Annotated in this window: 14 protein-coding genes; 9 read left to right on the top strand and 5 right to left on the bottom strand. The window is 45.0% G+C overall.

The annotated features are described in order from the left end of the window. Nucleotides 1-599 precede the first annotated feature (599 nt). On the top strand, nt 600-1,439 hold the full coding sequence (locus tag FS373_RS13330; protein ID WP_227992750.1) for a DUF4382 domain-containing protein: 840 nt from the start codon (nt 600-602) through the stop codon (nt 1,437-1,439). Between the two features lie 278 nt (nt 1,440-1,717). Here FS373_RS13330 and FS373_RS13325 read toward each other — a convergent pair whose 3' ends face one another. The 3 genes from FS373_RS13325 to argR all read right to left on the bottom strand — a co-directional run bounded on the left by FS373_RS13325 (nt 1,718) and on the right by argR (nt 5,113). Further along, the gene (locus FS373_RS13325) at nt 1,718-3,391 is read right to left on the bottom strand and encodes a methyl-accepting chemotaxis protein (RefSeq protein WP_152829618.1); all 1,674 of its coding nucleotides are present in this window, start codon (nt 3,389-3,391) and stop codon (nt 1,718-1,720) included. Nucleotides 3,392-3,879: 488 nt separating this feature from the next. After that, nucleotides 3,880-4,347: a cupin domain-containing protein gene (locus FS373_RS13320; protein ID WP_227992748.1), complete on the bottom strand. Its 468-nt coding sequence runs from the start codon at nt 4,345-4,347 to the stop codon at nt 3,880-3,882. 295 nt (nt 4,348-4,642) lie between these two features. Beyond that, the gene (gene argR, locus FS373_RS13315) at nt 4,643-5,113 is read right to left on the bottom strand and encodes a transcriptional regulator ArgR (protein WP_144047929.1); all 471 of its coding nucleotides are present in this window, start codon (nt 5,111-5,113) and stop codon (nt 4,643-4,645) included. A 359-nt stretch (nt 5,114-5,472) separates the two neighbouring features. Between argR and mdh the strand changes: the two genes are divergently transcribed. Further along, on the top strand, nt 5,473-6,408 hold the full coding sequence (gene mdh, locus FS373_RS13310) for a malate dehydrogenase (RefSeq protein ID WP_152829617.1): 936 nt from the start codon (nt 5,473-5,475) through the stop codon (nt 6,406-6,408). A 178-nt stretch (nt 6,409-6,586) separates the two neighbouring features. On the opposite strand, the gene ispB is transcribed toward mdh, so the two are convergent. After that, complete coding sequence (gene ispB / locus FS373_RS13305) at nt 6,587-7,558, bottom strand: octaprenyl diphosphate synthase (RefSeq protein WP_144047927.1); 972 nt, start codon at nt 7,556-7,558, stop codon at nt 6,587-6,589. Between the two features lie 276 nt (nt 7,559-7,834). Between ispB and rplU the strand changes: the two genes are divergently transcribed. From rplU to FS373_RS13270, 7 genes are all read left to right on the top strand, one after another. Then, the gene (rplU, locus tag FS373_RS13300) at nt 7,835-8,146 is read left to right on the top strand and encodes a 50S ribosomal protein L21 (protein ID WP_005497144.1); all 312 of its coding nucleotides are present in this window, start codon (nt 7,835-7,837) and stop codon (nt 8,144-8,146) included. 15 nt (nt 8,147-8,161) lie between these two features. Next, complete coding sequence (rpmA, locus tag FS373_RS13295) at nt 8,162-8,416, top strand: 50S ribosomal protein L27 (RefSeq protein ID WP_077752966.1); 255 nt, start codon at nt 8,162-8,164, stop codon at nt 8,414-8,416. A 138-nt stretch (nt 8,417-8,554) separates the two neighbouring features. Then, nucleotides 8,555-9,718, top strand: a complete 1,164-nt coding sequence (gene cgtA, locus FS373_RS13290) for an Obg family GTPase CgtA (RefSeq protein ID WP_144047926.1) — start codon at nt 8,555-8,557, stop codon at nt 9,716-9,718. A 62-nt stretch (nt 9,719-9,780) separates the two neighbouring features. Continuing rightward, on the top strand, nt 9,781-10,542 hold the full coding sequence (locus FS373_RS13285) for a threonine/serine ThrE exporter family protein (RefSeq protein ID WP_144047925.1): 762 nt from the start codon (nt 9,781-9,783) through the stop codon (nt 10,540-10,542). After that, nucleotides 10,542-11,021 (top strand): threonine/serine exporter family protein, encoded by a 480-nt coding sequence (locus tag FS373_RS13280; RefSeq protein WP_152829616.1) that lies wholly within the window; start codon nt 10,542-10,544, stop codon nt 11,019-11,021. The genes FS373_RS13285 and FS373_RS13280 overlap by 1 nt, the downstream gene beginning before the upstream one ends. Before the next feature lie 32 nt (nt 11,022-11,053). Continuing rightward, the gene (gene folA / locus FS373_RS13275) at nt 11,054-11,536 is read left to right on the top strand and encodes a type 3 dihydrofolate reductase (RefSeq protein ID WP_144047924.1); all 483 of its coding nucleotides are present in this window, start codon (nt 11,054-11,056) and stop codon (nt 11,534-11,536) included. 101 nt (nt 11,537-11,637) lie between these two features. After that, nucleotides 11,638-12,027 carry a DUF3718 domain-containing protein gene (locus FS373_RS13270; protein ID WP_144047923.1) on the top strand — a complete coding sequence of 130 codons (390 nt, stop codon included), beginning with the start codon at nt 11,638-11,640 and terminating at the stop codon, nt 12,025-12,027. A 431-nt stretch (nt 12,028-12,458) separates the two neighbouring features. Here the strand turns inward: FS373_RS13270 and FS373_RS13265 are convergent, their stop codons facing one another. Beyond that, complete coding sequence (locus tag FS373_RS13265) at nt 12,459-14,486, bottom strand: methyl-accepting chemotaxis protein (protein WP_144047922.1); 2,028 nt, start codon at nt 14,484-14,486, stop codon at nt 12,459-12,461. Nucleotides 14,487-14,585 lie beyond the last annotated feature (99 nt).

Below are 14,585 nucleotides of genomic sequence, written 5' to 3'. Positions count from 1 at the left end.
TTATAGTTAAATTCATAAAAAATATCGCAGTATGCGATGTGCTGAAATTGAATTATTGAATGTGACGATGAAGATAAGGGAAACTGAGGATAACAACAATAACGAAGAAATCTAAGGTTAACTTTTTACTTATTTTATCACTAATAACTCTAAACAGCTGAGCGAGGCAAATACTACCTTATAATCAAAAATTGTACAGAGTTATTTTTAATTTTTTCATTTGGAGTACCGAAAAAGTAATTAGCAGTGCTGGCCAAGATTGCATCTAAATGATGGGGTGAGTTTTAGAATATATTCTCATCACAAAGAATGAGAAAAGATCGATTAATTATAATATTGATTTAAATCAATTTCTTACTGTTTAATTTGTTCTTTATGCAATATCGAGGCTGTGCCACTCATATTCGATATCGGTCACTATTTGCTTATGAGCTAGTTTACGCTTAGCCACAAGTTTAATGAAACCGTTGTTTTTATGTTCAACCTGTGATCTCGGTCTACTTTTCATATTGTTTGTTTTGAACTTGGACGACCCTTATGATCGATGGTACCTATATAGCAGTGTTATTAGGGAAAGCGCGATGGATGGTGGGGACCCTATGAAAGCATACAAAACTGCAATACTCTTATTTGCATCGCTGTTGATTACGGCATGTGGAGATGACAATCTTGATACTGCCTCATCACTTGAGCCCGTCCCTGAATCATCTAATGGTCAGTTTTCGTTAGCTGTTTCTGACTCTCCAATGGCTGGGATTTCTCATGTTGTCATGGTAATGAGTGAACTTGTTATGACTGGCTCGTCTGGTGATGTTCATAGGTACGACTTAGGGGGAATGACATTCAACCTTCTTGACTATCAGGGGGCAAACAGCCACATGGTCGTTTCAGATATTGAATTACCAGAGGGGCACTACCAGGATGTTCATATCAATGTCGTTGAGGGTGACGGTAACCCAGGTTGCTATGTGGAAAACGGCCAAGGTCGCCATGGTTTACATATTACCTATGGTCACTTACCTGTCGAAGACTTTGAAATTGTCGCTGGTCAACATCACTCTATGACGTTAGAGATCGATCTATATCGTGGCCTCTCACATGAGCAAGGTGAGTATCAGCTTCATCATGACGGCATGTGGTCGGTAGACAACCGTTATATGGGACATCTGCTTGGAGAGATCGACGCTCAGTGGATTGCTGATTGTGAAGCGGCTCATGCAGATGAAGCACCTATCGGCGGCCAATTCAGCCATTTAGCTTACCTATATCTAAATAATGTCACCCGTTTGGAACATATGGCAGATATGGCAGATATGGGGGCAACCCCACCAGATAACATGACAGCTCCGTTAGCGGTTACTCGTATGATGCAAGACAGTGATGGTAATTGGTTTTTCAATGGGCTAGCTGCCAGAAGGAGATTACCGAATTGGCTATAGCTGCTTAGGCCATGTTGATGACCCTATATCTGATAACTTCAGCAGTGGTGATTTTCAAATGTTTAAGGACGCTGGCTCTATCAGTGTCGAATCTGCTAGTGCCGGAGGACACGAAAATGTTCACGTGTGTGGTAACGGTAATGGCGGACATCATGGCGGAGGGATTGGAGGGACATAACGATAAGCTCTATATAGCTGAACTATTATGGCTCCTTGAATCTGTTTTACAAAAGGCTGTCGTTTGGGCCATGATGCACTAGCGCCTAACTGCACACTGTTCAGCGTCCCTGTTGAAACTGCTTCACCATCTCTTCTAGTTCGCCACTCATCTTCGATAAGCTTAGACCCGCTTGGGAATGTTTTTCGGCGCCTGTAGCTAACTCGATAGACATAGTGTGGATCTTGGTAATATTCTGATCTACATCCTGAGAAACCGCACTCTGCTCATCGGCGGCAGAGGCTATTTGAACATTCATTTGGTGAATGGAGTCTATGGCCTCGGCTATCTTGGTCAGTGCGACCCCCGAGCGGGTGGAGTATTCCACCGCTGCCTGAGACTGCTCACGGCTTTGCTCCATGACTGCTACAGCTTTACTCGATCCTGTTTGAAGTTTATCTATTATGGCATTGATTTCTTGGGTAGATTGCTGAGTTCGACCGGCCAAGGTGCGTACTTCGTCGGCCACAACGGCAAAACCTCGTCCTTGCTCTCCAGCCCGAGCGGCCTCGATAGCGGCATTTAATGCCAGTAAATTAGTCTGCTCGGCAATACCCTTGATCACATCCAGAACTGTGGTGATGGCTGAACTCTGTTGATCGACCTCTGCAATTGCCTGCACCGAAAGATCTATCTGTTTAGCTAACTCATCTATCTGTATCACAGCCTGTTGCACGATCTGAGCACCATCATTGGTCTGCTTATTGGCCTCGGTGGTGGAGTCGGCCGTATGAGCCAGATTCGAGGCGACCTCTTGAGATGTCACGGTTAATTGATTCATGGCGGTGGCGACGATCTCGGTCTCTTTGCGTTGCTCATTGATAACTCGACTGGTTTGTTGAGAGACATCGGCGAGCTGCTCCGATGCGGCCGAAAGCTGTGCCGTAGTATCTGAAATGTGATTGATCATATTGACCAGACGAAGGCGCATCTCATTCATGGCTGTTAACAGCTCTCCTATTTCATCCTTGCTGGTGACTTCAATTTGGTGGTTGATGTCTCCCTCTGCCATATTGGTTGCTTGCTTGATCCCGTTAATGACCATGTTGGTAGTGATCCAACTGGTTATTAGACCTATGATAATACTGGCGCCAGCCAGTAAGCTTAACACCCAGATAGCCTGGTGTTCATAGTCCTCAGCATGTCGGGCGCTGGCTTCGGTAAACCTACCCAGTTCATGTAATAATGTTTCCAGTTCCTCATCGAGTTGATCTTCTTCGTGTTCAACTTTTTGGGCCATTATCTCTGCTTCATGTAGCTTGCCCGTCTGTAGTAGTACAAATACCTGATGCACATGTTCGACAAAACCTTTGTGCTCGACCTCAATTTGCTTTAACGCCGTGAGCACCGACTTAAACTCGGTGTAAACGGCCGGTGTTGCTCCTTCCATGGCCGTGCTCGCCATGGCCTCGGCTTCGAGGATTTCGGCTTCTATTTTAGGTGTGATGGCATCGAAATGATGAATTGCCGTGTTAAAATGCCCTCGGTTATCTGGCTCCTGCTTCATAGTGGTGCCGAAATGCAGGCTTCGTTCGAATTGAATAGCCTGTTCAAGCTGATGGGTGGTGATGGCGGCGAGCTTCTGCGTGAGCGGAATATCTATTTCGGCCACACTCTCTAATTCTCTGCCTATCTGGTTCATGCTGTAGATTGCGTAGCCGGAGCTGAGAATTAACAGGCCAATAACTATGGCAGTATTGCCAAGCAATCTTGCCTTGAGGGATAGATTGAGCATGACAATATCCTTTTATATGATGTGGCCGAGGTAGCTCGCTTGTACCTGTTAGCCTGTGAGAGTCGGTGTTAAACCAAGATAGGCTTGGACTATTTTTCCTTGAGTATAGACACATACTAAATAAAGCTCACTTATTGACCCTGCTGAAGGTGTGAATTTGATACTCAATTTTCGTTGGGGCTAGGAAACCATATTTACTGTTAATCAACTTGAGAGTGGGATAGTGCAATTAAGACTGCTGCGAAAGGTATGACTCAAGCGTGCTGATTTTCTTTATGTTTGGGGGCTGTAATACTGCAGTTCGTCGACAAGCGGATCTCGGCCATGGCCAAGGCAAGTTTGCCTGTGGTGTCTTGTTTAAATTCCGGGGTTGAGCACTTAGGGGGATAGTCACCAGAGCCAAAGGTGACAGAGGTTTAAAACCGAAACACATTAAGTGATCGGCATTAAACTCTTAGATGTGTTTTTTATAGTGTGGATGAACCCGATCACTCTTGGGTATCTGCATCCCAGTAATTGGTTGGACGTTTGGCATAGATCTCATCGACTGCCCGGACCAAGACCTTGTTATTTTCCGGATAGACCACCACGTCGTGCTTATCCCGGTTGCCTATGACCAGAAATACAAACTCCTTGTCTGAATCATTTCTGAGGGTGTGAGCTATGGCTGTATCGGCATTGAAGCAGATATAGTCGCCTTTTTTAAAGGGATGAGGCTCGCCATCTATGAGCAAAGTGGCTTCGCCTTCTAAGGCGTAAAGGTGCTCCTCTTCCTTGGTGTGATAGTGAGCTACGGTTGATAATTTCCCTGGGGCGAGGCGCTCCATGGTCACACCTATTTTTTCGCATCCTGCAGCATCGCCGATATGTTTCTGTTGGCTGGTATATTGTTCTGAATGTTGCCAGGACTCCCAACAAACATCATCGACTTTAATTATTTTATTTATTGTCATCATACATCCTTAGCCCGAAGCTGCCACTCTACTATAGTCTGACTAACTCTCGCACGAATTAAAGTGTGATTCAATATATTGAATATCTTCTGCGGTTAATTATATTTACTGTGAGCAAAAGACAGGTATTCGAGCATTGAGGGATCTGTCAATCTGGGGGAGGGTGAGTTAGTTGTGCACGGGGTGTGTTTATTTTTAATAATGAAATGAAAAGAGACGCCATAAGCGTCTCTTTTTCTATGATGGAATTCATGGTCTTCCGAGGCCTGGAATCTCACATTTTCCTTCGGGAACTTGCTTAATCCGTGTAGTTAAACAGAGATTTAACCGTATTCAAGGTCCTGCTTATCTCGTCTATATCAGCTGGTGTAATGAAGATGGTATCATCGCCGGCAATGGTGCCCAAAATGCCCTCTGGCTTACCTATAGAGTCCAGCAAGCGTGCAATTAGCTGGGCCGCTCCGGGACTTGTTCTGACGACTATCATGGCTTGGTTATGATCAACATCCAGTACCAGGTTCTTTAGCGGGCTCCCGGCTGTGGGAACACCCAGTTCAGCGGGTAAGCAGTAGACCATCTCCTGCTTGGCATTTCGGGTTCGCACCGCACCAAACTTGCTCAGCATTCTGGAGACTTTCGACTGATTGATGTTGCTGTAGCCTTCGGCTTGAAGGGCGATAACAATTTCACTTTGGGAGCCAAAACGCTCCTCTTTCAAAATCGACTTAAAGGTCTTAACAAGTTCGTCTTGATTTTTATTTGCTTGCATAGTTTTTGTGTTCTTTTATTCAAAAATCTTCTCTATTTTGAATATTTCAGGCTTTTTTGTCAACAAATACCCGAGTAAATTGAATAAAAATGCAAGTTATCAAGGGGGAGATTTATTATCTAGTATAATATAGCCGGAGTTGGGCTAAGCTGTAGAGCGGAAGTCGATCGGTTTAGCTCGGATCGTGCAGGTTAATGCCTGTATAGCTCACCATTTTAGACGTTTTCTTGATGGCAATTAGAAATTAAATCTAATCAAGACTAAGGGATAATTGAAATTTATTCATTATTCCAGTAATGTTGCGCCATCTGGAAAGATAGATCTATATCACAAATATCCAAGAATTGACGGAGATAACTATGAAAGTTGCTGTACTTGGTGCCGCTGGTGGTATTGGCCAGGCTCTTGCCTTATTACTAAAAACGCAATTGCCAGCCGGTTCAAAACTATCCCTTTATGATATTGCTCCTGTAACACCTGGTGTTGCGGTCGATTTAAGCCATATCCCGACAGCAGTCGAAGTTAAAGGCTTTGCCGGTCAAGATCCATCTGCTGCACTGGAAGGTGCCGATGTGGTGCTTATTTCTGCTGGTGTTGCACGTAAGCCGGGCATGGATCGTTCAGATCTGTTTAACATCAACGCAGGTATCGTAAGAAACCTGATGGAGAAATGTGCCGTAACTTGTCCAAAAGCCTTGATTGGTATTATCACTAACCCAGTCAACACGACAGTCGCCATCGCCGCTGAGGTGTTAAAAGCTGCCGGTGTTTATGACAAGAATCGTTTATTCGGTATAACTACACTGGACGTTATTCGTTCTGAGACCTTTATCGCCGAAGCGAAAGGACTAGACGTTGCCGATGTTAAAGTAAGTGTTATCGGTGGCCACAGTGGTGTGACGATTCTTCCACTACTGTCTCAGGTAGAAGGCGTAAGCTTTACAGATGAAGAAGTTGCCGCAATGACGACTCGTATCCAGAATGCGGGTACCGAAGTGGTTGAAGCTAAAGCCGGTGGCGGCAGCGCGACACTCTCTATGGGCCAGGCTGCATGTCGCTTCGGTCTATCTTTGGTTCGTGGTCTTCAGGGTGAAGAGAATGTTGTTGAGTGTGCCTATGTCGATGGTGGCAGTGAGCATGCAGCATTCTTCGCTCAGCCAATTCTATTGGGTAAGAACGGCGTAGAAAAAGTACTGGCTTACGGTGACGTGAGTGAGTTCGAAGCTAATGCTCGCGATGCTATGCTAGATACATTAAAAGCAGATATCACTTTAGGTGTCGAATTTGTTAAGTAAGCTTATTTGGCGTTAAACCTAATAAAAAAGGAGCTCTAGGGCTCCTTTTTTGATCGCTCATTTTAGCTAAGATGATTCAGGTTCTGATTGTCTAAAACCGTGTTCTATAGTAAACAGAATCTTATATCAAACTGCACTAGGGCCTATCGTATTAAAGATAACTTCCCGCTAATCGATTCTAGTGGCTTCTCTCAACCGCAATTTTAGCCAGAGAGATGAGGGCTTGCTTGTAATTGCTATCAGGAATGCAAGCTAACGCTTCTATGGCCTTATCAGACTCTTCTAAGGCTCTATTTAAGGTATATTCCAATGCACCACAGTTTTTTAGGGCTGTGAGGATCTCTTCGATGTTCTGAGTTCCATCACCGAGTTCGACGGCCTTACGAATTAATGCTTGTTCTTTCTCGGTACCATTAGCTATCGCATAAATAAGCGGTAGGGTAGGTTTTCCCTCTGCAAGGTCATCGCCTATGTTCTTACCTAACTCTTCGGTATCGGCCGTATAGTCGAGTAGATCATCGGTTAACTGGAATGCGGTGCCTAAGTACTTACCGTAATTCGCCAGTGCAGTCTGTATTTCTATAGGGCTGTCTGCCAGCACGCCAGCGAGTCGAGTCGCGGCTTCAAACAGTTTGGCAGTCTTACAATAGATAACCCGCATATAGCTTGCTTCACTGGTGTCAGGATCGTTACAGTTCATTAACTGCAGCACTTCCCCTTCAGCCAGTACGTTGGTTGCGTCGGCAAGCATCTCTAATACCTTCATGCTGCCTAATTCAGTCATCATCTGGAATGAGCGAGTGTAAAGGAAGTCACCGACTAACACGCTGGCACTGTTACCAAACAGGGCATTGGCCGTCTCTCTTCCTCTACGTAGCATGGACTCGTCTACTACATCATCATGTAGAAGCGATGCGGTATGAATAAACTCAATGATAGCGGCTAGCTTAAGATGAGCCTCTCCTTGGTAGTCAATCGCACGAGCTGCCAAAATGGAGAGTAATGGACGCATGCGTTTACCGCCACCATTAATAATGTAGAAGCCTAACTGATTGATCAGGGCAACATCAGATTCCAGTTGTGCATATATAAGCTTGTTGACGTCTTGCATGTCGCTATCAGCTAACTGACGGATGGCGTTCAAATCCATAAATAGGCTCTGGTTTCGTGGGGTCGAAAAGTATCTGCCGACCCAAAATTAATGCTTAATGTTATAATCATGGGATTCTACCTAAAAAAGCGCCATAAGACAGCACTTGAGGTAAATTGTGTGGGTAATTCCGATCTTTTTTTATTCTTTAGTGATTAGGGCTTGTCAGCTTACGCTTCTTAGCGTAAAATCCGCCACCATTGTCATTAAAGCTTTTATAACACCCCCGTCTCAACAAATTGAGCAGGCGTGTTAGAATACCGGAGTAAAATAGCTATGTACGCTGTTTTTCAAAGTGGTGGTAAGCAGCATCGTGTTGCTGAAGGCCATACATTACGTCTAGAAAAATTAGAAGTCGCTACAGGCGATACTGTTGAATTTGACCAAGTTCTTTTGGTTGCCGACGGTGAGACTGTACACATTGGTGCACCTTTAGTCGAAGGTGGAAAGGTTGTTGCTGAAGTTATCAGCCACGGTCGTCACGATAAAGTTACTATCGTTAAGTTCCGTCGTCGTAAGCATCACGACAAAAAAATGGGCCACCGTCAGTGGTTCACCGAAGTTAAAATTACAGCTATCAACGCTTAATTAGGAGTCTAACTCATGGCACATAAAAAAGCTGGCGGTTCTACTCGTAACGGCCGCGATTCAGAAAGTAAACGTCTTGGTGTAAAGCGTTTTGGTGGTGAATCAGTTCTTGCTGGTAACATCATCGTTCGTCAACGTGGTACTAAATTCCACGCTGGTGTTAACGTAGGTATTGGTCGTGACCATACTCTATTCGCTTTGACTGACGGTAAAGTTAAGTTCGAAGTTAAAGGTCCTAAGAGCCGTAAGTTCATTAGCATCGAAGGCTAATCTTTAGCTTCGGCTAAGATTGCTTATGAAAGCCCCGCCTTTGGTGGGGCTTTATTGTTTTAGATATTTAAGAATTGTTTTGGCGACCCCAAGCAGAAACGAGTATAATTCGTTTAATCTGTGGTGCCAGGAGTAGATATGAAGTTTGTCGATGAAGCTGTGATCAGAGTTGAAGCTGGTGATGGTGGTAGTGGTTGCGTTAGTTTCAGACGCGAAAAATATGTACCCGATGGTGGCCCAGATGGCGGCGATGGTGGTGATGGTGGTGATGTTTATCTGCAAGCAGATGAAAGCTTCAACACATTAATCGATTTCCAGTTTGAGCGCTTTCATCGCGCTGAGCGTGGAAAAAATGGTCGTGGACGTGATTGTACTGGTCATGGTGGTGAAGACTTGGTGCTTAAAGTACCTGTTGGAACTCGAGCTATCGATGAAGAGACTCAAGAGTCTCTCGGTGATCTGACTGCTCACGGCAAGAAAATGTTAGTTGCCAAAGGTGGTTTTCACGGTCTGGGTAATACTCGCTTCAAGAGTAGTACTAACCGAGCGCCAAGGCAGAAAACTTTGGGCACACCAGGCGAAGTACGTAGTCTTAAACTTGAGCTTATGTTGTTAGCCGATGTGGGTCTGTTAGGCATGCCTAATGCGGGTAAGTCGACCTTTATTCGTTCTGTCTCCAAAGCTAGACCTAAGGTGGCCGACTATCCGTTTACCACGCTTGTGCCTAACTTAGGGGTTGTTAATCCCAGACATGGTCAGAGTTTCGTGATTGCCGATATTCCTGGTCTGATCGAAGGTGCTGCCGATGGTGCCGGACTTGGTGTTCGTTTCTTGAAACACTTAGAACGTTGTCGTGTGCTGCTTCACCTTATTGACATTGAGCCTATCGATGGCAGCGACCCTGTTGAGTCGGCGCGTGCAATTGTTGGTGAACTCGAGAAGCACTCTCCTGAGCTTGCCGGCAAGCCTAGATGGTTGGTGATCAATAAGATAGATCTGCTGCTTGAAGAAGAGCTAAAAGAACGTGTTGCCCACATAGTGAAAGAGCTTAAGTGGGAGGGTGAAGTCTTCACCATCTCGGCTTATAATCGTGAAGGTACAGAAGCTTTAAGCCTCAAGCTTATCGATTTCATTGACGCCCTTCCTGCAGAAGAGGTGGTCGATAAAGATCAAGAAGTTGAATTTAAGTGGGATAACTATCACAAAGATAGTGATGAGCTAAATGAAAACTTCGTTAGTGATGACTTAGATGACGATTTCGATGACGACGATTACGATGTCAAAGTGATCTATCAAAGGTAAGTCTTTACTGCTTTTAGTGTAAATCGGAGCACTATTTTGAGTTTATATTCTTCGGGATTGATGTGTACGCAGATACTCAAAATGAAATAACCCGGCAAGTTGTCCGGGTTGCTCAACTTCTACTAGCCTATGGCGCTGATTCTGAACTGGTTGAAGAGATCAGTCAGCGCTTGGGCTATGCATTGGGTCTCGCCAGTGTCGAAATATCGATCTCTTCAAACTCCCTAGTATTAACCAGCCTAGTCCATGGTCGCTGTATCACTACCACGCGACGCACCCGTGAGCATGGTATTAATATGACCATTATCTGTGAACTGCAGAGAATCTGTTTACTCACTGAGAAAGGCATATATGGCCTTAATGAAGTCAGGAAACGGGTTTCCCGTATTCAGCCTCGAACCTACCCCAAACGTTACCTAGTGCCTATGATTGGCTTGTCATGCGCAAGCTTCTGTCATCTGTTCGGTGGTGATCTTGCCGCATCGATACTGACATTTTGTGCGTCTTCGGTGGGCATGTTTGTCAGGCTTTCTATTGCTAAACATCATTACAATTTATTGATAAACTTTGCCGTAACGGCTTTCGTAATAACGTTAATTGCCCAGCTTGGCTATCAAATCCCCTTTACTGAAACCCCAAAACTGCCAATGGCTGCGAGTGTGCTTATGTTAGTACCAGGATTTCCCATGATCAATTCGATTTCCGATATGGTTAAGGGTCATCTTAATGTCGGTATTTCAAGATGGGGGCACGCGACACTATTGACCGTCTCGTCAGTGATAGGTATCACGATGGCGATGCAACTCGGTGGGTTATTTCTCTGATGGAACAAATCATTGAACTCGTTTTGTCTTTGCTTAATGATGCGCTGTTTTCGGCGATACCAGCTATAGGTTTCGCCATGGTATTTAATGTCCCCAAACGATTCCTTCCCTATTGTGCGTTAGCGGGAGCTATAGGCCACAGTAGCAGAACCTTATTACTTCATATCGGTTTGCCCATAGAGTGGGCGACATTTGCGGCAGCGGGTCTTGTGGGACTTATCACGATAGGCTTTGCCAAACGTCATCAGGCACCGCCTCTCATGTACGCGGTCGCAGCGATTATTCCTATGATACCTGGAACCTATGCGTTCAATACCGTTATCGCTCTGGTTCAGCTGACGGCACAATCTGAGATCAGTCCAGAACTCACATCTCAGGTGATCAGTAATGGCTTAAAAACTGTGTTTATTCTTGGTGCCTTATCGGTAGGCTTAGCCATGCCTGGTTTGCTCTACTTTAGAAGTCGACCCATCATTTAATTTTATTGGGTCACAGATCCCTGGAGAGATATATGAAAATCGCCATGATAGCTGCGATGGCTAATAATCGTGTCATTGGAAAAGATAATAAGATGCCTTGGCACCTTCCTGAAGACCTCAAGCACTTCAAGGCCATAACCTTAGGTAAGCCAATTGTCATGGGGCGTAAGACCTATGAATCCATAGGTCGCGCGCTTCCTGGAAGGCTAAATATAGTCATTAGCCGTCAAGAAGGATTGAGCATAGCAGGAGTGACCTGTGTGACCTCGTTTGAAAGCGCAGTTGCAGCGGCTGGAGGATGTGAAGAACTGGTGGTGATAGGTGGTGGACAGCTTTATGCCTCTCTTTTAAGCCAAGCCGATAAACTCTATCTCACAGAGATCAATCTAGATGTCGATGGTGATACTCATTTTCCCCGATGGGATGATGGTTCCTGGGAGCGGATCAGCCAAGAAACATCAATAAATGATAAAGGTTTAGAATATAGCTTTATCAACTTGGTAAAAAAATGTTAAATTACCGTCAGCGTTATGTTTCAGGTTTAGGGTGGGGCATATAAAATTTTGATTGTTTGATGCTCTACAGTATAAAAATAAATAATAAGAGGGAGTATCAGATGCGTCTGTTACCTACAAGCATTGCTGCAATTATCGCCGCATCAGCATTTTCTATGCCAGTACAAGCCAATTCAGATCAACTTGCTGCGAATATCTGTAATTATGTCCAAACAAATGATAAGAACCGTTTACGCAAAAAGTTAAAAGAAAATCGCGTAAAGCTGCGTAATATCTATTCGGGTGTGACATGTGATGGAAGCAGTTTACTGCGAACTGCAATGAACAGTGGTTCGGATAAAGTGGGCACTTTTATCGCTAAACGCCTTTCTGTATCAGATCTTACGGCTGCCGAAGCGGATGGTAAGACAATTACAGATTGGGCCGAGGCTAATGGCCACGGTGCTAGTGCCATCACGGCAGCGATAAAAGAGAGAGCTTCAGGCGGTTAATCCGTTTTCATTATAAAGCTTCTACAAAAATGCCGGATACTCAAGTATCCGGCATTTTTTTAGTTCTAGAACCTAGAACCTAGAATCTAGAATCTAGGAACTAGCTTTTAGACTTTAAAGTCTCTTACCGATGCTTGCAGTTCTTCGGCAAGCTGAGCCACTTGATGACTTGGTTATAGTCGCCCGGCTGTTCTAGCCCCGACTGTTCTAGCCTTTAAATCCTAAACTTTGAACTCTCTTACCGATGCTTGCAGTTCTTCGGCCAGTTGAGCCACTTGATGACTTGGTCGTGGGACCCGACTGTTCTAGCCCCTAAACCCTAAGCCCTAAACTTTGAACTCTCTTACCGATGCTTGCAGTTCTTCAGCCAGTTGAGCCACTTGATGACTTGGTCGTGGGATCCGACTGTTCTAGCCCCTCAACCCTAAACCCTAAACTTTGAACTCTCTTACCGATGCTTGCAGTTCTTCGGCCAGTTGAGCCACTTGATGACTGGATTGAGCCGTCTGTTCGGCCCCCGTCGACGTCTCTTCCGAGATGGCGGCGATATGTTCGAGTTTCTCTGACACCTGTTGGCTGACTAAGTTCTGCTCTTGTGCTGCATTGGCAATATGAGTACCTGAGTCATGTGCCTTGTGAACGGCTTCACTGATACTTTCTAATGCCATGTTAGCCTGCTCAGTTTTCTCTACACAGGAGTTTGCCTGAGTGCGTCCCTGCTCCATTACGGCAACAGCTTCTTGAGCGCCTTCTTGCAGGACTTGAATCATTTGCTGGATCTCTTGGGTCGAGTCCTGCGTTCTCGATGCCAGGCTGCGTACTTCATCGGCAACGACGGCAAAGCCTCGTCCCTGCTCACCTGCACGCGCAGCCTCAATGGCGGCATTGAGTGCTAATAGGTTGGTCTGCTCGGCGATGCCACGAATCACATCGAGAATCGAACCAATAGAAGCACTATCGGAATGCAACTTATTGATGACAACGCCCGCTTTGGCGACATCATCGGCCAAAGCCAAGATAGTCTCTTTATTCTCGTCGGCAATGGCGCGCATATGTTGCGCTTCGTCATCGGCTTGCTTAATTTGAATTAGGGCATCATCGGCGCTTCTATTGACCTGCTCAGCACTCGAGCTCAACTGAGTCGTCGCCGTGGCAACTTGATCTACTTGGCTCTTCTGCTCCTGGATTCCCGCGGTGGTTTGGGCCGTAATTGCTGAGGTTTCTTCTGCTGCGGCTGCAAGTTGATTCGAGCGGTCCAGTATCCCTTGGATAAGGTCTCTTAAGCTATCCACCAGGCGATTACAGTTGCGAGATAGTTCGGCAAACTCATCATGGCCCGAATCATCTAATTTGTGAGTCAGATCACCGGAAGCTAAAATCTTGAGTGCGTTGTTGACTTTATCCAGTGAGCGTTTTAAAGGTGTGATCACTGCGATACTGATAACGATGGCAACGACTATCGCGAAGATGATCAGTATTAAGGTGTTTAAGCTCGCTGCATCGATATCATCGATAGCACTCTGGCTCACGCTACTCGAGACGGATTCAACTTTATCGGTTAAGCCCTTCATGCTCTCATTGACGCCTTGAGCATCTTTTTCTACTTGAGCTAACATCTGAGCTGCAGAAGCATGGAAATTAAGCTGGCGTCCCTTCATGGCTTGTATAGAGCCACTGCCTTCGAGCAAGTTAAATACTTTACTCGCTTCTTCATTGATGTCGTTTAACAGAGTGTCGTCGATAACGCCCTCCCAGTGACGGGTGACATATTCGAGTTTGCTTCTGGCCTCACTGACGATGTAATCCAGTTCTTTGGAGATGGTTTGGTGCTCTTGCTTAGTTTCACTATTAATCAGATCGTAGCTAGTGCTGACTATGCCGCTGAAGCTGTTATCTATATTGCCCGCAGTGGCTGCAATCTCTTGTTCAGTAGGATCTTCGCTCATCTCAAGATCGATGAGATCGAGCAGCAATGAAGCTGTGTCATCAGCCGCAACTTCCAGATCTTCTAACTTAATGATTAGCTTTTCCTGAGTCACTAAGGAGTTCTCACGGGTCTTAATCATTTTTTCGCCATTGGAAATGAAGTTTTGATAACTTTGGCGTAAATTTGAAATCGTACCCGAAAAGTCTGCGCGATCTTGTTGGCCGACAATTCTGGATAGTTGAGCTAATTCGGAACTAAACTCTTCATCTAATGCCGAGAATTGATTGGATATTTGGGGAAGAGCTTGGGATTGCTTAGTATGATATGCAACTAAGATCTGTTTCTCTTGTTGAGCAATGCTATGTAAGAGACTACCGCTAGATTCCAGTGCCGGAATGCTGACCTCTTGTAAAACTTGGGTGCTGGTTTTCAATTTACTATTAGTCAATAGTGAGGCTGTGCCTAATCCAACTAACAGTAAGGTAACGATACTAAACCCGCCGATGACTCGGGTAGCGACATTCATTTTCATAGGGTTCTCCGATTATTATTATATTTTATTGTAACAATTAAGTTACTTTTCCCTAGTAAAAAGCTCTTTAAAATTCAAGGGTTGGCAGAAGGTAAGTGT

The sequence above is a fragment of the Shewanella sp. YLB-07 genome (assembly GCF_009377275.1).
The sequence above is the reverse complement of the archived record's forward strand: the minus strand, read 5'-3'. Positions and strand labels throughout refer to the sequence as shown.